This window comes from Priestia sp. YIM B13551 (assembly GCF_042787905.1).
GTDB lineage: Bacteria > Bacillota > Bacilli > Bacillales > Bacillaceae_H > Priestia.
This window is the reverse complement of sequence record NZ_JBHZOX010000002.1, coordinates 24,343-45,225: the sequence shown is the minus strand read 5'-3', so window position 1 is coordinate 45,225 and position 20,883 is coordinate 24,343. Positions and strand designations below refer to the sequence as shown.

Genomic DNA, 20,883 nt, shown 5'->3' with positions numbered 1-20,883 from the left:
AAACATCACGCCTCGTTTCCTAGAGGAGCTGAACGTATTGATTTTTAAACGTATTTTTTTTAACAAAGCATCTATTTTATACATAGTCAGTTTATTTATTGTATGTACTTCGGTAATTATGGGCGTATTTATTGGTACAGTTTCGTTAACCGTAGGAGATACAATCAAAATTATTATTGGCCACCTTACCGGGCTATCCTTATATCACGGTCCGGAAAACATGGATTTAATCATTTGGCAAATTCGTTTTCCAAGAGTACTGGTGGCATTTTTAGTAGGAGCTTCGCTTTCAATAGCAGGGGCTGCCTTTCAAGGGCTATTAAGAAACTCTCTTGCCGATCCTTATACGATCGGGGTTTCCTCAGGTGCAACCCTTGGCTCTGTCATGGCAATTTATTTTCATTGGAGTATTTTTGGTTTGTCTATCTTCACGCTGCCTGTAGTCGGCATTGTATCTGGTTTTATTACTCTTCTTTTAGTTTTTGGTATTACGAAACTCGCAAGCGGCAATTTGGCCAATGAAACCATCATCTTAGCGGGGATTATTTTATCATCCTTTATGAGCGCGCTTATTTCATTAATTGTGGCTCTTTCTCCCGAAGAAGATGTAAGGCAGGTTTTATACTGGCTAATGGGAAGCGTATCAATGAGAGGATGGTCTCATATTCAAATTTTAGGGCCGTTCTTTTTGATCGGTACAATTATGCTGTTGTTACATGTAAAAGAGCTGAACGGCTTAGCATTTGGCGATCAATCCGCTCAGTTTATGGGAATAGACGTAAAGAAGAAAAAAAGCATGATTTTAATAGGTGCATCCGTATTAACAGGGGCTGCGGTATCAGTATCTGGGGCAATTGGATTTGTTGGCTTAGTTATCCCCCACGTAGTGCGTCTCGTAGCGGGAGCTAATCATAAGCATGTACTGCCGCTTTCTATTTTAATTGGAGGAAGTTATTTGGTTTTAGCAGATTTATTGGCACGAACGATATTAGAACCTCGTGAACTGCCGATTGGAGTCGTAACCGCCTTAATTGGTTCGCCAATTTTTACCCTGCTCCTTGTAAAAGAACGTATGCGAAAGAGAGGGATATCATGATTGAACTATATAATGTGACAGGAGGATACGATAAGCAGCAGCCAACCGTTCGTGACATCACGTTCACCGTAGACAAAGGTTCTTTTGTCGCTTTACTAGGACCAAATGGAAGCGGGAAAACAACGCTTATTCGCTTAATTATGAATGTATTAACCATTCAATCAGGAGAAGTGAAGGTGGAAGGAAAGTCAGTGAAGGCTTATTCACCAAAACAACTGGCGCAAAAAGTTGCAGTCATGACGCAAGAAAATCAAATTGGGCTAGAATTTACGGTTCAAGAAATTGTTTCACTTGGACGTTACCCTTATCAGGCAAAAGGATTGTTTAGCACTGTATCAGCACAGGATGAAGAAGTGGTGGAAAACGTGATGAAATTAACAAACGTCTGGCACTATAGAAATCATACTTTTCAATCGCTAAGCGGTGGAGAAAAACAGCGGGTTTTACTGGCTAAAGCACTAGCGCAAGAACCTGACTACTTACTTCTTGATGAACCAACGAATCACTTAGATGTAAAACATACAATGGAACTGCTTCAGCTGTTAAAAACTTTACAGCAGGAAATGAGCTTAACGGTCCTGGCCATTTTGCATGATCTCAACATCGCCTCGCTGTTTGCAGATAATGCCGTGTTGCTGAAAGATGGAAGAGTAGAAGAAACTGGGATGGATGCCATTTTTAAGGATGCAGCTACGTTAAAAAGAGTATATGGGGTTGATTTGCATGTATTTCACCATCCCGCTGTGAACAAGCGACAAATTGCTTTTGTGCCGCCGTATCAATATCCAGAGACGGACTTCCATGAGTTGTATCAGTTACAAAAGGAACCGGGCAACCTATGTTTATCCTTTGTTCGTCCTTTGAGAACTCTTTCACTGGGTTCAAATGAAACAGGTCTAGACTGGTGTCAAGAAATTGTTCAACAGCAAAGCAGTGCTAACGCGGCGTGGAAATCTGCGTCTTTATATAGTCATGAAGTTCGCTTAAAAGACGATAAAGGTTACTCGTGGCTGGCTGTGCTGACACATGGACAAAAAGAAAACGAAGTAAATATTGTTCTACTAACAAATGTGCCGCTTTCGGACGGAAACTTACTTCATGCTGCGATGAAGGTAATTGAGTACCGAGCTTTCTTAGGAAAAACAGGACGTATTGTTGTAGCATCATCTCATCATAAAGAAGAAAATCAAGAAGAAATTTCAGAGTTCTTGATGGAACGCCTCCAAAAAGAATTACAACTATTTATGGAAACAAAAATGACCGACAGTTGCTTTAAATAAGCAGTAGCGGTCATTTTTTATTCTTCGGAGTGATCATCAGACTTTTCTGTTTCACCTCCTGAACTCATCGTTGTCTCAGTTGTATGTTCATCAATCTTTTTTTCTTTTAGCTTAACAGAAAACAAGTCTTTGACTTCTTCATCTACTTGATCAGAGTCAGCGCTGTAAGTGGTGCCGATGTTTAAGTGACCGGTCAAATCTTTAATGCCTAGCTGGCCGAAATTATTACTAAGATCAATTTTGTCTAACAATACTTTTTCGACCATGATTTTTTCAACAACAATGGACTGCTTTGGCTGAGTTACTTCATCAATCTTTTTGTCAAGAGTTTTCACCATCTCATATAAGGCTGTATTGGACGATTCTTCCTTTAACGCAGAGAGCTGATTTTGAATAGCTTCGAAATTAGGAGCTGACTGCATAGCCGAGAGTAAATGAGCTGTTTGATCGTGCAGTTGAGACAGTGATTGAATAAGGTGAGCTGATTCATTTAATTGCTGATGAAGCTCTTCTATTTTAGGGATCGCGTCGGTTAAACGCGTCACTTGATCAATAATTCCCTGCAGGTTCAGCGCTGAATCTGACGAAAGAGCAGGTTTTGTGAATTCAGCTTCAGCAGAGGTCTTAGGCTCCATTTGGCTAGGCAACTTCTTTGGCTGTTGAGGGGGTTTTTTTAGATTAGACTGTTTTTTAGCTTTCATCTTTTCGGGTAATTCTTTCCGCTTTTGATTAGAACGTTGGTCTATGGGACCTGCTTTTTTTTGAGTTGGAAGGGAAGACGGATTTATTTTACGGACTGTTTCAATTTTAGGCGATTGTTTAAACCACTTAGAAAACATGAAATTCCCTGCCTTTCATGCTACGTATAGTTCTGCACAATAAATTACAAATCAAATTTCACATGCAAAAGACCATCTTTAAATGATGCGTGACACGGCGCTTCCCCTACAGCAGGCGGAAGGATGATTGATCGTTGAAACGTTCCTTCACGTCTTTCTTTGTGAAGAACATTTGCATCCTTCACGGTTAAAAGAGATGAACCGGATATGTGTAAAGTATTTTCGTGCATGGTCAATTCGACATCTGTTCGTTTAGCACCGGGTATTTCAATTACAACTAACAGCTGATTTGCCCATTCATATACATCAATTAAAGGATAATCTCGATACTCATTTACAATTTGAGGAGAAGCATCTGCTTCCGTATCATTCTGTTCTTCATGATCATCATCAAAAATCTTTTCCCAAAATTTCGTATGGTTTTCTTCTTGTAACGTTTCTGCCCACTTTTTAAATTTTCCATGATTCATATTTGTCACCTTCTTAAGAAAAATAAAACAAGGCCTTTTGCAGCTTTCTATTTTATATGTATGCATGAAAATAGAAAAAAACGTCCACTTTAATCTAAATCGTGGACGTCTATTTGAGACATAGGAATATTAACATGTTTAGGCATCCGGATTTCCAACACTCCGGAACGATATATGGCGCGTGTGCCTTTTTTACGAACCGAACAAGGAAGCTGAATTTCTTCTTTGAAGGATTCTTCTCCATCTATTCCTTCAATCGTACACACATATGGCGTATGATAGACTTTAATGCTTGATACAATATCGCGGTTAGGGATTTTTAGCTGTACAATGCATTCATCTAATGTATTGATGACGTTTGAATCAAATCTTCTTGGCTTTTGTCCATGACCTTCAGTTCCCATATCCTGCTGTTCTTTCATCATGTCTTGGGCTTGCTTAAAGAATTCATTTCCTTGCATAAAATCCGGAAAAGAATGGGACATCGTAGAAGAAATCATTTGCTGAATATACTTATTCATGTCTTTAGATGCCATTCCTTTTGGGATATTTTCCATCATTCCTTTAAAGGGAGATTTTCCAAATGGAAACATATTTACACACCTCCTTGTAATGTGCCAAGTAAAACGCCAAAATTATTAAAGCTAAATTTGATTTCCAATTGGAGCTGAAGGGTTTGCAATTTGATCTTGATCGCTTACATCAGGATCTAACACGCCTGTATTCATTTGAGAGCAAGTAGGAGAGAAGTTACCTAAAGAGAAATTCGCGCCGTTAAACTTTGAGTTCGCCGTGTGACTGTTTTGAATGGTGGAACCAAAATCAATATTTGCGTTTTGCGTGACACCGTTTGTTACGATATTAAAACCGTTAATTTGAAGAGGCATAAAGAGACTCCTTACTGTTTTTATTCATTCCGCTCTGACTATCGCGTTAAGAGAGAATGTATTCACCGTTTGTCGTCATGCTGTTGACAAGCATTGCCCTATATCACTGCTGATAACCATTGACATGATCAACGTTTGCAATATCTGTTTGGTCATTTGTATCAGGATCGATATAAATGTTTCGCATTTTCGAGGAAGCAGGTGAGACATCGCCATAAGAAGAGTTCGTACCAGTGGATTTTGAATGAGCCGTGTGACTGTTATGGAGTGCTTCGCCAATGTTGACAGAACCGTTGCTTGAGATACTGTTGATCTTTAAATTATAAATGTTAATAACACTTGGCATACGCTCTCACCCTTTTCTATGGTTGATTAATGTATCCTATGATGATAAGTGCCTAAACGTTCACAATTCCTCATAACTAAAATCGCCTTTTCCGATTGAAGGAAAAAGCGATTGAGAGAGGATTACTTAATGATATGATGGGCTTATGAAATGGGTGCAATACGATAATTCTTTTTTTCTAAAATGTAAGAGATGCTTTGTTGGACAGTGGAAAATGTTCGCCAATTAAACTGAGAATCTACAAGCGAAAGAGCCATTTTTGAAGAAAGACCAACAATAAGGCAAGTGGTACCAATCAAACGCAAAGCATCGTGAAGCGTGTTAATATAATAACCGTGTTCTTCATCTAACGAATGAAGGGAAGATAAATCAATAAGCAAATAGCGCGCCTGTTCTTTTACAACTGCCTCCAATACCGTTTCAGTTAGCTTCTTTCCACGTTCTATATCCATCTTACCGGTAATGGGCACAGCTAAAACCTCGTCCCATATCTTTAATAAAGGCGTGGACAAATCCTCAATTAACCGTTCTTTTTCAAGCTCTGCTTCGGCTTGATCTGTAAAGTCTAATAGCATAAGCAAGTAGCCATAACGCTCGCCGTCTTTTGTATCAATAGGGTGAATCACAGCTTCTGCTACGTATTGACTGCCAATCGTTATACGCGTTCGGTAGGTTGTATGAAGAGAGGTGAGTAATTTTTCCGCTTCTTCAGAATTGGAATGAAAGAAGTCCATATGCTTTCCAATTAACTCTTCGATATGAGATAACTGGTAGATTGGGAGTACTGGCTGGAGTGTTTCAATTGCTCTTGCATTCATCCACTGCACACGATAGTCTTTATCTGCAATGATCATGGTTTCTTGAATATTTTCTAAAATCAAATGTCCATTAAGCTTTTGTGGAAGTCGTCCAATTCCATTCATTCTCCATCTCTCCTTATGTGTGTATTAAGTTTATGTACATCTACTTTATATTTTACAGTGAAAAGAATGAAGAAGGCTATAAGAAATTTCTTAACGTGTATAGGGATCATGGTATGTAAAAAAACGTAGGAGTAAGCACTCCCTTCAATCAAAAAACTCCCCTGTGCAAAAGGGGAGTTCACCTTACTCATATGATTTAATAAAATCAACGTTGTATTTTTCAACGCTTGATAAGTAGGAATCTCTAAATGATGAATCAGGCGTATACCATGACTTTTCATAAAAATAGGCTTGAAGATCTTTCGATTTAAATACATACCCATGCCGCGCATAGATTTCATTTCGAGCTAGCCTTAGTTCACTCGAGCTCAAACTGCTAATATCTCTATAGCTTAATTTGTAAGAATCCGAACCAGGAAGAATATAAGAGCTTGAAGTAGCATAAGAGCGCGGCCCAGGCACGATCACTTCTCGTTCTTTTATGACGGTTTTTTCCTTTTCGACGGGCGGCGTTTGTATATTTAACATAATACTTTCTTCACTTTGAATAGTGTAGGGACTGCTTTTGAACGTTGTGCCGTCTTTTTGCACTTCAGCATGAACAGTGACGCTTCCATCCGTGGCAACAGGCCCTATTTGTGATGAGCTATTCACCTGCAGTCCCGTGCTTTTTCCATTTACGAATAAGATAGCGTCATCTCTATTCGATGAGATTGTAACGTAAGCCCCTTTAAATACCACAGATATATTTTCTTCTTTTTGCCGGTGAAAATTTACAGTGGTTTGGTCTGTAAGTTTTCCGTAAGAGCTTTCATAATAAGCCGTAAGCGGGTAATTTCCAATCATAAAAGGCCCTATTTTTTGCGTTTGATTCTTGGATATCGATTGTTTTGTATCATTGACTGTAACCGTTGCATCCTCTGGCGTGGTGAGGGAGATATAATATGATGACGGCACAACCACGTACTGTTTTTTGAAGAGTAGTGAATGTTTCTGTTCTTTTATTGTGAAGTAGATACTCGATTTATTTTTTAAATCATTTTCAACGTCTCGTAAAATAGAACCATCGGAAGTTGCATCTAACAGTGCTTGAATAGATGTGTCATTAATAACTATAGTAGACTGCGAAGAGTCTAATAACTCTCTTAACACAGCTGTATCTTTCGATTCTAATGCCTCAATAAAGCGGTCAGCCGTCTTTTCTTCTGAGCCAGAGAAAAAGAAATAAAATACAAAAGTTAAAAGAAGTATAAGCGCAATACCTCCGCCAATATACCAGCTCTTTTTATGCTTAGCTGCAGCTGGCGACACGGTGAAAGAAAAGCCGCAGTTATTGCAAAATAATTGGTCTGTGCTTGCACTGGCCCCGCATTTTGGACATTGATTCATTCACACCATTCCTTTCTTTTCATTCCATTAAATGTATGGAACGTGTAGGTAAAACAGACCATTAAATTGGAAAAAGAATAGATTCAACAAGAAAGATAAACACACCAAACATGCACAGAAAAGGTGAGGTATGCTATGATAAGAACTATATATTAATCCGATAGGGACACTCTGTCATATAAAAAGGAGATGAAGCAAATGAGTGTTTCATTTGTAAATAAAAATCAAGAGTCTACGTATGAAAAATTGCTGCCTCTAGTCGAAAAATTTAAGAAACGAGCTTTTAAAATAGATGAAGAAGGTACGTTTCCCTTTGAAAATATTCAAGAGTTAAAAGAAGCGGGCTATACACGTCTTTCTCTCGAAAGCAAATATGGCGGAAATGAATTACGCCTTTATGATTTTTTATTATTTCAAGAATTAATTGCTCAAGGAGATGCTTCTACGGCTCTTAGTATTGGATGGCATATGGGGATTACAATGGACTTGCGTGAAAAACAGCCTTGGAATCAGCAAATCCTCGATTTTATTTTTAAAGAAATAGAAAAAGGTGCACTTATTAACACCGCTGCTACTGAACCGAAGACAGGAAGTCCTACTCGAGGAGGAAAACCGGAAACGACAGCCGTAAAAACAAAAGAAGGCTGGCGAATCAACGGCCGAAAAACATTCACCACGATGTCTCCAGTGTTAAATTACTTTTTGGTAAAAGCAAGCATTGAAGGTGAAGAAGAGATCGGCTTATTTTTAATTCCTCGTGAAACAAGCGGACTTTCAATAGAAGAAACATGGGATATGATTGCAATGCGCGGGACAGGAAGTCACGATCTTGTGCTAGAAAACGTCGATATTAAATACGACTTTCTTGTTGAACGCCTCGGTGGTTTTAAAAAGAATGAGCCAAGCGGCTGGCTTCTTCATATACCAGCTTGCTACATGGGTACAGCCATCGCAGCAAGAGATTATGCTGTCGCATTTGCTACAGAATATTCGCCTAATAGTATTGAAGGGACGATTAGCGAGTTGCCAAATGTGCAGCGTTTAGTAGGAGAGATGGAACTGGAACTCATGCAGGCGCGTCACTTTATGTACAGCGTGGCAAGTAAATGGGATGAGACCAGCGACCGAGCAGCATTAGCGGGAGAGTTAGCAGCTGTCAAACACGTAGTGACCAATAGTGCCTGTACGGTTGTTGACAAAGCCATGCGCATAGTAGGAGCACGTAGCTTGCAGCGCAGTAATCCGTTGCAGCGCTATTATAGAGACGTGCGTGCCGGGCTTCACAACCCTCCAATGGATGATATGACGATTGTTAATTTAGCGAAGCAGGCGTTTACTAGATAAAACTTAATAACATGTTAAATGATGAAAAACTGCTTATTATAGGCTATTCTATAATAAGCAGTTTTTTCGTTGCAAGAGGAGGAATTGAAGATGAAGTCCGTAAGAGAAATTCAGCTGACACCCTATAATATCGCGTGGGAAAAGGAATTTTCAAAAGAAGCTGCCACCTTAACAACTATAATGTCAGCTCAAGTTTTAGAGGTTCATCATATCGGAAGCACTGCTGTTCCCGGCTTAAGCGCAAAACCGATTATTGATTTACTTATTGAAGTGAAAGATATAAAGAAAGTAGATACATATAATCAGAGGATGGAACAGCTTGGTTACGAAGCGAAAGGTGAAAACAGCATAAAAGGAAGACGATACTTCCAAAAAGGCGGAAATGAAAGAACGCATCATGTTCATATTTATGAAAAAGGCCACCCAGAAATTAATCGGCATATATGGTTTCGAGATTATCTGCGTACTCACCCTGATACAGCAAAAGAATACGAAACGTTGAAAATAGAACTAGCGCATCGCTATCGCTTTGAACCAGAAAAATATGTGGAAAATAAAACGAATTTTATTCATAAAATAGATGGGCTAGCTTTAAAATGGAGAAAGGGAAGCAGCAATAAGAATAGGAAAGATGATCTTAGATAAAAAGGAGGAACGAGTTTGACTCCAGTTCTAAATCGACAGACAAATACAGGCAAAAAGAAAAAAACAATATGGATCAGTCTGATATCCTTTGTTATTCTTTGTTTTGTACTTTGTACGGCAATTTCTCTTTATGTAGGCATAAGCCTGACAAAACTAGATAAAAATTCTGCTGTGAAAAATCCTGGTGATTACGGCATGCACTATAGCAATCAAGTATTTTTGAGCAAAGACGGAATAACCCATTTAAAAGGATGGATGATTGAACCAACGGAGCAGCCAAAAGCGACCATTATTATGTCACATGGATACGGAAATAACCGTGAAGCACAAGGAGCTGGCTTTCTGCCCCTGAGTAAAGAATTTGTAAAAGCGGGATATCGGGTAGTCATGTTTGACTTTAGAGATTCAGGAGACTCAGAAGGAAATCAAACGACGATTGGTGTAAAAGAACAGCTCGATTTATTAGGCGTTATTCAGAAAATAAAAGAAACAACAAAAGAGCCAATTGTGCTCTACGGCATTTCAATGGGAGCAGCCACTTCTTTATTAGCAGCTTCTCAAGATGACGACATAAAAGCAGTGGTAGCCGATAGTCCTTTTAGTGATTTAACCTCTTATTTAAAAGAAAACCTATCTGTATGGTCTCATTTACCAAACTTTCCGTTTACACCGCTGACAATGGCCATTCTTCCTGTTATTGCAGATGTAAATCCTGCTGAAGCTAGTCCCATTAAAGCGGTCGAGCATATTTACCCTCGACCAATTTTATTTATACACAGCACAGGAGATACAAAAATTCCTTACACTGAAAGTGAAAAAATGGCTAAAACGCACCCGGATGCTTTTCACTTCTGGAAAACTGATAAAGCAGAACACGTTCAAAATTATCATGTATACAAAAAAGAATATGTAAAGCGCGTATTATCTTTTATTGAGCAATCGCTGTAAAAAAAAGAGGCTGGGACAAAAATATTTTAGACGAAATGTAAAACGAACCATTGATCAAGACTTTTGATTAGTGGTTCGTTTTTTTTGTTAGGACAAACGTAGATTTCATGTGTGTAAATCTTTCTAGCAGTTGATTGGAGGGCAAGACGGAGACTCCTGGGGGAAAAGCGGAACAGGTGAGACCCCTCAGGAGCGAAAGCGACGAGGAGGCTCAGCGGCCGCCTGCGGAAAGCGAAGTCTTGCACGGAAATCAACTGCGGTGTCTCAAGCAGTTCAGCTCATATATCCCATTTGTTCATCTTTAGATGGGATTCATTTCGTTATGTCTTAACCTCTTTTAGCCGTTGATTTTACCTTGTTCTATAAGCTCAGCATATAAATTACGAAGAATGTAGGTTTTATAACTTTCTAGCTTTCTTCCATCAATTTTAGAGATATTGGCCGCTTTTAACTGCTGAACAAACCAGCCCTTTGAATAGATATGAGCCATTGTTAATCACTCCTTCAAAAAGATCCACTCTAAATAATTAACTATATTCATACAAGGAACTAAAAAGAAGTGAACGAAGCAAATGAATTGACGTTCATTTTTCACAGCGTTATACTGCTCTACAGCTACATAAAAGGAGGAAATGAACAATGAGTAAACAGTATATAAACGTAAATGGCGTTAATTTGCACTATATAAGCAAGGGACAAGGAGAGCTTATGCTATTTCTTCATGGGTTTCCTGACTTTTCGCATATTTGGCGACACCAGATAGACGAATTTTCTAATGATTTTCATACAGTTGCTTTGGATTTAAGAGGATATAACTTATCTGAAAAGCCAAGCGGACTAGAATCATACGAGATTGATGTATTAGTAGAAGATATTCGCCAAGTGATTGAAGGTTTAGGATATAGCTCCTGCACGCTAGTTGTACACGACTGGGGAGCAGGAATTGGGTGGACATTTGCTTATCGCTACCCGGAATATGTACAAAAATTAATTGCTTTTAACGGTCCGCATCCTTATACATTTATGCGTGAGCTTAGAACAAATAAAAATCAGCAAAAAGCAAGTGAGTATATGAAATGGTTTCAAAAACAAGAAGCACAGGACTATATGGAACGAGACAACTTCTCAGGTTTGCGTAAGCTTGTGATCGACCCAGGTGTAAAAAAAGGATATCTAACAGCTGATGATGTTCAAGCATACATGAACTCTTGGGAAAATGGCTCTGTGCTGTCAATGCTAAGTTATTACCGCAATTTAAAGATTTTTACAGAAGAAGAACTTCAAAGAAAATCTTTGTTTCCGTTAGAAGAAGAAGTGTTAAACATCCCGGTACAAATTATTTGGGGAAATCAAGATCCTACTTTTATGCCTGAAAACTTAGATGGTATTGAAGAATATGTACCAAACATATCTGTTCACCGATTAGCTGAAGCATCTCATGCTCCTCAGCATGAAAAGCCTCAAGAAGTAAACGACGTGATGTGGAATTTTTTAAATAAGTAAAGAAAAAAAGAAAGGTTTCCTCTAGAAACCTTTCTTTTTCTTTTGAATTTAAAATAATTTTTTAAAAAGTGATCCAACAGAATAAGGTGATCGTTAGGTAAGTATAAAAGGAAGGAATTCTTGAAAAAAGGCGGGTAAAAACTTTTTAAAAAAAGTGATCTATCTGAACAAAGCGTCCGTTAGATAAGTAGAAAGGGAAGGAATTCTTCAAGAAGATGACATTAAAAAAATTTTTTAAAAAAGAGTGATCCAACGTCACTCAGCAATCGTTTAGTAAATAGAAAGAGAATACTTCCTAAAAAGGATCATTAAATGTGAGGGAACATGAAAGTTTAATATATAGAATATTCAAAATGTTCAATCTGTTTAATGATTTAAGATGTAGTAAGAATGAAAAAAGTGGCGTACATCAACTAAAAATGAGGAGAGTGGAAAATGATGAAATTAAGTAAAAAATTAATGATCCCTGTACTAGGAGCTTCACTATTGATGCCGACTATTGCAAATGCAGAGGAAGCAAAACCAACGGCAGTAACAAAAGCTTCAGATCTACGAGCGAACTTAGACTACTTATTATCTGAACACTTTACGCTTGCCGTTGCCGCTATGACAACAGCCTATGACGGTTCTAAAGATGCTGACGCTGCGTTCAAAGCACTCGATCAAAATGCCGTCGACATGGAACCAGCTATTGCTTCTATCTATGGTGATAAAGGAGCGGCTGAGTTTGAACGAATTTTTAGAGAACACAACAATTACACAGATGATTTTGTAAAAGCAACAAAAGAAAACGACAAAGAAGCCATGGCGGAAGTAGATAAAGAAGTAGATCAATTCGTGAATGAATTTGCTAAATTTCTAAGCACTGCTACGGAAGGTAAACTACCTGAAGATGCAGCAAAAGAAGCGCTTCGCGTGCACGAAGATCAAGTAAAAGAAACGTTTGAAGATTATGTAGAAGGTGACTATGAGGCAGCCGCGAAGACATACCGCGAAGGATATCATCAGATGTTTGCAATTAGTAAAGCGTTATCAAATGCAATCGTAACGCAAATGCCTGATAAATTCGACAATACGAAAGTAGATACACCAGCAGCAGATTTACGTTCTTCATTAAACAGCTTAGCAGCAGAACATTTTGCTCTAGCAACAATGGGAATGGAAAAAGGGTTTAACGGTTCAAAAGATTACGACTATGTTAGCTGGTTAGAAAATGCCAACACAGCAGATTTTAAAGCTGCAATTGGCTCAGTATATGGCGATGAAGGAGCTGCACAATTCGAAAAAATTTGGCAAGGAGATCACATCAATGCCCAAGCTGAATTAGTAAGTGCACAAGTAAAAGGCGATGAAGCAGGAGAAAAAGCTGCAAAAGATAAGCTCCATAAATTCGCGCAAGAATTTGGTACATTCTTAGGAACAGCAACAGATGGAAACCTTCCAACTGCAGACGCACAGGCAGCTATAAAAGCACACGAGGATACGGTTATTAAAACATTTGAACAATATGCATCCGGTGACTACGCTGGAAGTTATGATACGTATCGTGAAGGGTATAAATTAATGTTTGGTGTTGGTCAAGCTTTAGGTGAAGCAATCGTAAAACAAAACCCCGATAAGTTTGCTGAAACAGCTATGCCAACAGATATGCCGAAAACAGGTATGGGCGGGGCATCTGAATCAACGATGAATCCACTAACAGCGATCTATATTGCACTAGGTTCGTTAGCTGTGTTAACAGCTGGAGTTATTTTACGCAAGAAACCAGTAAGCAAATAATATTTTTTCTCCTTTTCCTTATGAATTAAAAGTCAAGAGTCCTGAAAAAAAGAAGAGAGGCTGTTCTCTCTTCTTTTTTATAAACAGCTGTGAAATGAGGTGACGATGTGAAAAAAGCGATTGTTCTCGCCTACTGTATATTAAGTTTAGTCCTGCTTGTTAGCGGCGGACTATATTTTAAAGAACAAATGGTAGAAGCAAAAGAAACAAAGCAACAGGCTGCAGCTAAGCAAAAAGAAAAAGAAGCACAATCAAAGGATCTAAAAAGCCGGGTAACGCTTGAAGAAGAATTTGCTGTACTAAAAAAGCATAAAACAGAAGCCAAACAGTTAAACAAAGAATTCAAAGGAATCATCCCTGAAAAAGTGTCCATTCCTGCTGTTCATGTGGAGGCTTCAATTGAACAAGTAGGATTATTAGACAGCGGTGAAATGGCAGCTCCATCTACAGAAAATGGAGTTGCTTGGTTTGAACCAGGAGCTAAACCTGGCGTAAAAGGAAATGCTGTATTAGCAGGACACGTAGACAGTAAAACCGGCCCTGCCGTCTTTTACAACCTAAAAAACTTAAAAAAAGACGATGAAATTACCATAAGAGATGCACAGGGGACCACACTTACTTTTGTTGTTAAACGTATAAAAAGCTATCCGCGAGATAAAGCACCTCTAAACGAAATTTTTGGGTACAGCAACAAACGTAATTTAAACCTAATTACGTGCACAGGCACGTTTGACCGTGCGGAAGGAACCCATCAAGAGAGGTTAGTTGTCTATACAGAACTAAAAGCTGACCAAGCAAAAGAATTGGAGCGTGAAGCAACTGCACCACAACCTCCTACACATGTAAAGATGAGCGGTAATTTGCTTACGTGGTACGCGGTACGAGAAGGTAATATTATCGGCTACCGAATTTATAAAAAGAATCCAGGCGGAACATTTGTCCATATTGGCAGCGTTTCGGAATTTGAGCGAAAAAGCTTTGCTGACTCCGACGCATCTCAAGCTCGTTACTATGTAACAGCTGTTAATGAGTCAGGAAAAGAGTCCGCTCCGTCTAGTATAGCGAAATAACAAAAAGCTCTCTTCAAACGGAGGGCTTTTTGTTATTTTTGATTGTCGATTAAAAAGATATCTTCTGCCTTTCTATTTATCTAAATGCTATTAGTTTTAATAGATAAATAAAAATTCCTTAAAAATAATACTTGAATAATGTAAATATTCAGATTATTATGTACTAATAGTCTTTTTTGGTAATTAAAAGGAAAAATCTAAAAAATTCTAAACGGAAAAGGAGAGAAAGTATGGCACAACCTAATTTGCAAACAGAGCAAAAATCGCATCCAACAACCTTTCTAGACAAACTATTAGGAAGGGTAGAAGCAATCGGAAACAAACTACCTGATCCTTTTATTTTGTTTGTATGTCTAGCGCTTATTATCGTAGTAGCATCTGTTGCTATTAATAGTATGGGAGTAACGGTGGTCCATCCCGGTACTAATAAGACTCTTCCAATTAAAAGTTTGTTGTCGCATGAAGGCATTCAGTATATCTTAACATCGATGCTGACCAATTTCACTGAATTTAAGCCCCTAGGACTTGTACTTGCTATGATGCTTGGAGTCGGACTTGCAGAAAAAGTAGGTCTGCTTGAAGTGGCCATAAAGAAAACGATTTTGAATGCTCCAAAAGCTCTTATTACATACGCCATCATTTTTACAGGAATTATGGCCAACTTAGCGGCAGATGCTGCTTTTGTCATCGTGCCTCCGCTTGCCGCAATGATTTTTTATACAGTAGGAAGGCACCCGCTTGCTGGATTAGCAGCAGGATTTGCTGGGGTGGGATCAGGCTTTACAGCGAATCTTATTATATCCGGAACCGACGGATTGTTATCAGGCATTTCTACTGAAGCTGCTAAAACAATTGACCCAAGCGCTGCTGTCAGTCCTGCAGCGAACTGGTATTTCATGGCGGCTTCTGTATTTGTTTTGACCGTTATAGGGGCGATCGTCACCGAAAAGATTGTAGAACCTAGGCTGGGCAATTATAAAGGGAAAAAACGCAATGATTTTGGTGAAATTAGTGAGGCAGAAGCAAAAGGATTAAAAAACAGTATCGTTGCTACATGTATTTATGTCGCTGTACTAGCTGTTTTCTTATTTTGGCCCAACTCTCCTCTACGAAATGAAGACGGTGGAATTGTTCCATCTCCTTTTTTAGATGGTATCATTCCGATCACACTGCTGTTTTTTGTGGTAGTTGGCTCTGTTTACGGAATAACAGTAGGGAAAATCAAAAGTTCTAGAGATGTACCTGCTTATATGACTGATTCGATGAAAGATATGGCTAGCTATATTGTTCTTATTTTTGCGGCTGCTCAATTTATCGCTTACTTTAATTGGACTAATATTGGAACGTGGATTGCAGTAGAAGGAGCGGATGCATTAAAAGTACTAAATCTAACTGGACTTCCAGTTGTGGTTGGTTTTGTATTTTTAACTGTTGTTCTAAGCCTTCTTATTTTTAGCGGCTCCGCTCAATGGGCGCTAGAAGCACCTATTTTTATTCCATTGTTCATGCTGTTAGGATACAACCCTGGATTTATTCAAGCAGCATACCGAATAGCGGATTCTTCCACGAATGTAATCACTCCTTTAAATCCATACATGATTGTTATTTTAGCCTTTATGAAAGAATACGAGCCTAAGGCAGGACTTGGCACAATTATTTCACTTATGCTTCCTTATACTCTAGCTTTTTTAGGAATTTGGATTGTTATGTTGCTTATTTTTGCAGTATTCGGTATTCCTCTAGGGCCTGGTGTATATATGTATTTGTAAAGAAAAATCCTCTTCTACTCCAAGAAGAGGATTTTTTATGTCAGAAATTCTAACACAAACAAAAAATAGTTCAGCTTATGTATACATAGGAGAATACATAAGAAAAAGAAAACAGTATAAAAAACAAAAGTTTTCTGAATAAATTTGCAAAAAGTAGTTGCTAAATACATATAAATCAAATATGATAGTAAACATAACAATAGATGTTATATAATCTAACATTAAATTTAGGGGTTATTTATTCGTACTTAAGGGGGAAATCATCATGCAAATGGGCGATTCAGTATTTATGTTTTTTTCAGCATTATTGGTTTGGATTATGACACCAGCTATTGCATTGTTTTACGGGGGCATGGTTCGAAGTAAAAACATGTTAAGTACCGCGATGTATAGCGTAGGTTCTTTAGCTGTTATATCTGTTCTTTGGATAGTGGCAGGCTATTCGTTAGCTTTTTCTACCGGTGGCAATGCTTTTATTGGTAACTTGGACTGGGTGGGATTAAAAGGAGTCGGGTTCACTCCAAACGGGGACTACAGTGCTACGATCCCGCATAATATGTTTATGATGTTTCAGCTGACATTTGCTGTACTAACAGTAGCTATTATCTCTGGAGCTTTTGCAGAGCGCATGAAGTTTTCAGCATTTATCTTATTTGCTATCCTATGGTCATTATTTGTATATGCACCAGTAGCACACTGGGTTTGGGGAGTTGGCGGATGGCTTCGTGAACTAGGAGCTATTGACTTTGCCGGAGGAAACGTCGTTCACATTTCATCAGGTGTAGCAGGATTAATTCTAGCTCTTGTTGTTGGAAAACGAAAAAATGCCGATGCCGCAGCACCTCACAATTTACCGTTAACTCTTTTAGGCGGAATGCTGATTTGGTTCGGGTGGTTTGGTTTTAACGTTGGAAGTTCTTTAACTATTAACAGCGTTGCAATGACGGCTTTCATTAACACGAATACAGCGGCAGCAACAGGAATTATCGGCTGGCTTGTAGTAGAGTGGATTATCAATAAAAAACCTACGCTGCTTGGAGCCGTTTCGGGAGCGATTGCTGGACTTGTAGCTATTACACCAGCTTGTGGATTCGTTACACCGTTTGCCTCTATTGTAATTGGTTTTATCGGCGGAGCAGTTTGTTTCTGGGGTATCTTCTCACTTAAAAAGAAAATCGGTTACGACGATGCGTTAGATGCATTTGGTCTTCACGGTATTGGGGGAACATGGGGAGGTATTGCAACAGGTTTATTTGCCACAACTTCTGTAAATGACGCCGGTGCGAATGGTTTATTCTACGGAGATCCAAGTCTACTTTGGAAACAGCTGGTGGCTATCGTAGCAACGTACCTATTTGTCGGTATTGCTACCTTCATTATTGTTAAAGTGGTTGGATTAATCGTATCTCTGCGTGCGACACAAGAAGAAGAAACGCTTGGGCTTGATATTACGCTGCACGGTGAAAGAGCGTATCACGAATCAAATATGTAAAAGGGGTGGACATAGTGAGTGATGTTTTAACAAAAATTGAAATTATTACACGCCCTTCAAAGTTTGAAGAGCTTAAGCAAGAACTGGCGAAAATTGGCGTTAGCGGTATTACAGTTACGGATGCACTGGGGTGCGGGTTGCAAAAAGGCATTACGGAGCTTTATAGAGGCGTTAAAAAACAAGACAATATGCACGCACGAATTAAAGTAGAAATTGTGGTGTGCGAAGTTCCGGTATCTGACGTTGTTGATAAAGCAAGAAAAGTACTAAATACAGGTCAGCCTGGAGATGGGAAAATATTTATTTATGAATTAAAAAATGCGATTAAGATCCGAACAGGGGAAGAAGGATCACAGGCATTACGAAATAATAGTTAAACTTAGGGAGAAAGAGAAAACAAAGGGTCATATAAAAGGTGCATACTATGCACCTTTTTTTAGGTTGAATAGTTACACGGCATGTTTCCTTACGGTGACATGCTTTTTTGTTATATATATAGCCAAAAAGTATATCGCAAAAAATAAGTGAATATAATTAAAATTATTTTTATAAAATTAAGAAAATTATAAAAATATGTGTCATTATTACTGACAAATTTGGTGAAATACTGCTGTTTATCCTTTTATAATAGTAAAAAATAACTATATTTTTACTTTTATTAGTTTCTCTTTATATATGAGAGCAAATCGATTATGAAAGGATGTGAAAAAAGATGTACATAAACAGCAAGCTGTTTCACCGTTTTCAGAAATGACATTTGTTGCAAAGATAAAAAGCGTTCTAGACGCGAACAAAGGGAGGAAAAATCGTTATAAAAGACTAGCCGCTATTAAGCGTTTTATAACGATTACTACATGCTAAGTAAAAAAATGTTATCTATTTTAGCAACAACGGTCTTATCGGTAGGGTTTGTAGCTGGCTGTGGGAGCAACAGTACATCGGGAGAAGATAAAGGCAGCAATGTTATAAAAATTGCTACGCAAAGCCCTTTGTCAGGAGGTAGTGCGACGTTAGGTGAAGCAATTAAACTGGGAGCTCAGCTAGCTCTTGATGAAGAAAAAGACACGTTTAAAAAATTAGGATATAAACTTCAGCTTGTACCGTATGACGACCAAGGCGACCCGAAAAAAGGCGTAGCGAACGCTCAGTTAATCGGATCCGATAAAGCCGTCTATGGAGTGATAGGACATTTAAATTCAGGGGTTACCATTCCTTCATCTGAAACGTATGAGAAGTATTCAATTCCAATGATTTCTCCTGCAAGTACAGCAACGGACGTAACAGACCGAAAGTTAAAAACGGTTAACCGCATTGTAGCGCGCGATGACTTCCAAGGGCCTGCAGGAGCTGAATATGCTGTTAAAGAGTTGAAAACAAAAAATATTTTTGTCATTCAAGATAAAACAGCTTACGGACAAGGGCTTGCAGATGCTTTTAAAACAGCAGCTGAAAAAGAAGGAGCAAAAATTGTTGGATTTGAAGGAATTACGGTTGGAGAAAAAGATTTTAACGGTGTGTTAAATCAAGTCTCTAAAGAAAAGCCGGATCTCGTTTATTTTGGTGGTCTTTATGCAGAAGGCGGACTTTTAATTAAACAAGCTCGTGACAAAGGAATTACCGCTAAGTTTATGGGAGGGGATGGCTTAGACTCATCAACTTTAGTTGATATTGCCGGAGATGCTGTAAAAGATACATATCTTACGTCAGTAGCAGGCGATGCTTCCAAGACGCAATTCGCTAAAAATTATGAGAAGAAATTCAATAAAAAAGTAGAGTCATATTCTGTATACGGGTATGATTCCATGAAAGTTATGCTTCAAGGTATTCAAAAAGCAATTGAAGACAATGATAAAAAGCTTCCTTCTCATGAAGCAGTACGTGACGCCGTACGCGGTATTACAGAATATAAAGGAGAACTTACGCAGGTAGGATTTGATGAGAAAGGAGACAATAAATACGCTAAAATCTTTATCTATAAGTTTGACGCTCCTTCGTACCCAGCTAAATTAGAAGGAGAAATCTCACAGTAAACCTTAGAAAAGAAAGGTATGGATGTTCCGTACCTTTCTTTTCTTAAAATCGATTTTATAGGACGAAAGGGACGAGGTTATATGTTTGCTCATATTATACAAACACTGCCGCAAGTGTTAATTGACGGACTAACATTAGGAGCTGTATATGCAATTATTGCCCTAGGTTATACGATGGTATATGGCATTTTAGAACTCATCAATTTTGCACACGGCGAAATTTTTATGTCAGGCGCCTTTATCGGAACCGCTATTTTAATAGGGTTAACAGGCGTAGGTTGGATTGCAGCTTTTCCAGCTGTTGTGACGTTAATTTTAGTTCTTCTTATTACGAGCGTTGCGACTGGGTTTCTTGGTATGGGAATTGAAAGAGTAGCTTACCGCCCCCTGCGCAAGTCTTCTAAACTAATTACACTTATTACAGCTATCGGAATGTCGTTTCTATTACAGGATTTTGTGCGCTTCATTACGGAACTTAAGAATGGTAACTATATTGTTAATACCCCTGCTTTATTTTCAGGAAAAGTATCGGTTAGTGCTTCTTCTCTTTCATCATCATTTGATGATGCTACATTTAAAGTAACGTTTATCGTAGTGTTACTTGTTGCTTTTTGTTTAATGATCGGACTTGAAATTTTCGTCAATCGGACCAAATGGGGAATGGCAATGAGAGCTGTAGCTCAAGATCCCGATACAGCTTCATTAATGTCCATTAATGTAAACAAAGTTATTTCTCTTACTTTCTTTATTGGTTCGGCTCTAGGAGGCGCGACCGGTGTGTTATTTGCGCTTCATTACGGAACAATTGATCCTTACATTGGGTTCATATTAGGATTAAAAGCTTTTACAGCAGCTGTTTTAGGAGGTATAGGCAATATACGAGGCGCAATGTTTGGAGGGCTAATGCTTGGCATTCTTGAAATGTTTGCAGCTGCGAATTTATCCACAATCACCGGCAATGTTTTAGGAGCAGAGTATAAAGATGTATTTGCATTTGCCATTTTGATTTTGGTATTAATTTTTAAACCAGAAGGCTTATTTGGAAAAGCCGTTACAGAAAAAGTGTAGGTGAT

At 38.5% G+C, this 20,883-nt stretch carries 22 protein-coding genes; 14 read left to right on the top strand and 8 right to left on the bottom strand.

Translation table 11 applies throughout. From position 1 onward, the window contains the following. The first annotated feature begins 37 nt into the window (after positions 1 to 37). On the top strand, positions 38 to 1,096 hold the full coding sequence (locus tag ACFX4N_RS09245) for a FecCD family ABC transporter permease (RefSeq protein WP_192100321.1): 1,059 nt from the start codon (positions 38 to 40) through the stop codon (positions 1,094 to 1,096). Continuing rightward, positions 1,093 to 2,376 (top strand): ABC transporter ATP-binding protein, encoded by a 1,284-nt coding sequence (locus ACFX4N_RS09240; RefSeq protein WP_057273453.1) that lies wholly within the window; start codon positions 1,093 to 1,095, stop codon positions 2,374 to 2,376. The genes ACFX4N_RS09245 and ACFX4N_RS09240 overlap by 4 nt, the downstream gene beginning before the upstream one ends. A 17-nt stretch (positions 2,377 to 2,393) precedes the next feature. On the opposite strand, the gene ACFX4N_RS09235 is transcribed toward ACFX4N_RS09240, so the two are convergent. From ACFX4N_RS09235 to ACFX4N_RS09205, 7 genes are all read right to left on the bottom strand, one after another. Further along, the gene (locus tag ACFX4N_RS09235) at positions 2,394 to 3,215 is read right to left on the bottom strand and encodes a hypothetical protein (protein WP_057273452.1); all 822 of its coding nucleotides are present in this window, start codon (positions 3,213 to 3,215) and stop codon (positions 2,394 to 2,396) included. A gap of 44 nt (positions 3,216 to 3,259) precedes the next feature. Next, positions 3,260 to 3,685: an Hsp20/alpha crystallin family protein gene (locus tag ACFX4N_RS09230; protein WP_013057628.1), complete on the bottom strand. Its 426-nt coding sequence runs from the start codon at positions 3,683 to 3,685 to the stop codon at positions 3,260 to 3,262. Positions 3,686 to 3,774: 89 nt separating this feature from the next. After that, complete coding sequence (locus ACFX4N_RS09225) at positions 3,775 to 4,278, bottom strand: Hsp20/alpha crystallin family protein (protein WP_013057627.1); 504 nt, start codon at positions 4,276 to 4,278, stop codon at positions 3,775 to 3,777. A gap of 51 nt (positions 4,279 to 4,329) precedes the next feature. Continuing rightward, positions 4,330 to 4,572: a spore germination protein gene (locus tag ACFX4N_RS09220; RefSeq protein ID WP_057273451.1), complete on the bottom strand. Its 243-nt coding sequence runs from the start codon at positions 4,570 to 4,572 to the stop codon at positions 4,330 to 4,332. A 103-nt stretch (positions 4,573 to 4,675) separates the two neighbouring features. After that, positions 4,676 to 4,918 carry a spore germination protein gene (locus ACFX4N_RS09215; protein WP_013057625.1) on the bottom strand — a complete coding sequence of 81 codons (243 nt, stop codon included), beginning with the start codon at positions 4,916 to 4,918 and terminating at the stop codon, positions 4,676 to 4,678. Positions 4,919 to 5,061: 143 nt separating this feature from the next. Further along, positions 5,062 to 5,841, bottom strand: coding sequence for an STAS domain-containing protein (locus tag ACFX4N_RS09210; RefSeq protein WP_013057624.1), 780 nt, complete (start codon positions 5,839 to 5,841; stop codon positions 5,062 to 5,064). A gap of 183 nt (positions 5,842 to 6,024) precedes the next feature. Continuing rightward, positions 6,025 to 7,230 (bottom strand): TcaA 3rd/4th domain-containing protein, encoded by a 1,206-nt coding sequence (locus tag ACFX4N_RS09205; protein ID WP_057273450.1) that lies wholly within the window; start codon positions 7,228 to 7,230, stop codon positions 6,025 to 6,027. A 198-nt stretch (positions 7,231 to 7,428) separates the two neighbouring features. On the opposite strand from ACFX4N_RS09205, the gene ACFX4N_RS09200 reads away from it, so the two are divergent. The 4 genes from ACFX4N_RS09200 to ACFX4N_RS09185 all read left to right on the top strand — a co-directional run bounded on the left by ACFX4N_RS09200 (position 7,429) and on the right by ACFX4N_RS09185 (position 10,498). Continuing rightward, positions 7,429 to 8,574, top strand: a complete 1,146-nt coding sequence (locus ACFX4N_RS09200) for an acyl-CoA dehydrogenase family protein (RefSeq protein WP_053487415.1) — start codon at positions 7,429 to 7,431, stop codon at positions 8,572 to 8,574. Positions 8,575 to 8,664: 90 nt separating this feature from the next. Then, entirely contained in the window at positions 8,665 to 9,219 is a 555-nt protein-coding gene (locus ACFX4N_RS09195; RefSeq protein WP_013057620.1) for a GrpB family protein, read from the top strand. A 15-nt stretch (positions 9,220 to 9,234) separates the two neighbouring features. Then, the gene (locus ACFX4N_RS09190) at positions 9,235 to 10,167 is read left to right on the top strand and encodes an alpha/beta hydrolase (RefSeq protein WP_029322535.1); all 933 of its coding nucleotides are present in this window, start codon (positions 9,235 to 9,237) and stop codon (positions 10,165 to 10,167) included. A 130-nt stretch (positions 10,168 to 10,297) separates the two neighbouring features. Then, complete coding sequence (locus ACFX4N_RS09185) at positions 10,298 to 10,498, top strand: hypothetical protein (protein WP_197226945.1); 201 nt, start codon at positions 10,298 to 10,300, stop codon at positions 10,496 to 10,498. 6 nt (positions 10,499 to 10,504) lie between these two features. Here the strand turns inward: ACFX4N_RS09185 and ACFX4N_RS09180 are convergent, their stop codons facing one another. Next, positions 10,505 to 10,657, bottom strand: coding sequence for a YflJ family protein (locus ACFX4N_RS09180; RefSeq protein ID WP_013057618.1), 153 nt, complete (start codon positions 10,655 to 10,657; stop codon positions 10,505 to 10,507). A gap of 149 nt (positions 10,658 to 10,806) precedes the next feature. Between ACFX4N_RS09180 and ACFX4N_RS09175 the strand changes: the two genes are divergently transcribed. The 8 genes from ACFX4N_RS09175 to ACFX4N_RS09140 all read left to right on the top strand — a co-directional run bounded on the left by ACFX4N_RS09175 (position 10,807) and on the right by ACFX4N_RS09140 (position 20,878). Then, entirely contained in the window at positions 10,807 to 11,670 is an 864-nt protein-coding gene (locus tag ACFX4N_RS09175; protein WP_029322532.1) for an alpha/beta fold hydrolase, read from the top strand. 435 nt (positions 11,671 to 12,105) lie between these two features. Next, complete coding sequence (locus ACFX4N_RS09170; RefSeq protein ID WP_377261275.1) at positions 12,106 to 13,449, top strand: copper amine oxidase; 1,344 nt, start codon at positions 12,106 to 12,108, stop codon at positions 13,447 to 13,449. Positions 13,450 to 13,556: 107 nt separating this feature from the next. After that, on the top strand, positions 13,557 to 14,519 hold the full coding sequence (locus ACFX4N_RS09165) for a class F sortase (protein ID WP_097813014.1): 963 nt from the start codon (positions 13,557 to 13,559) through the stop codon (positions 14,517 to 14,519). Positions 14,520 to 14,749: 230 nt separating this feature from the next. Continuing rightward, a complete protein-coding gene (locus ACFX4N_RS09160; protein ID WP_176544319.1) occupies positions 14,750 to 16,288 on the top strand; it encodes an AbgT family transporter in 1,539 nt (512 codons plus the stop codon). Between the two features lie 265 nt (positions 16,289 to 16,553). Further along, entirely contained in the window at positions 16,554 to 17,780 is a 1,227-nt protein-coding gene (locus tag ACFX4N_RS09155; protein ID WP_013057612.1) for an ammonium transporter, read from the top strand. Between the two features lie 14 nt (positions 17,781 to 17,794). Beyond that, entirely contained in the window at positions 17,795 to 18,157 is a 363-nt protein-coding gene (locus ACFX4N_RS09150; RefSeq protein ID WP_013057611.1) for a P-II family nitrogen regulator, read from the top strand. Between the two features lie 477 nt (positions 18,158 to 18,634). Beyond that, positions 18,635 to 19,810: a branched-chain amino acid ABC transporter substrate-binding protein gene (locus tag ACFX4N_RS09145; RefSeq protein ID WP_097813015.1), complete on the top strand. Its 1,176-nt coding sequence runs from the start codon at positions 18,635 to 18,637 to the stop codon at positions 19,808 to 19,810. Positions 19,811 to 19,891: 81 nt separating this feature from the next. Further along, a complete protein-coding gene (locus tag ACFX4N_RS09140; RefSeq protein WP_014459527.1) occupies positions 19,892 to 20,878 on the top strand; it encodes a branched-chain amino acid ABC transporter permease in 987 nt (328 codons plus the stop codon). Positions 20,879 to 20,883: the final 5 nt, after the last annotated feature.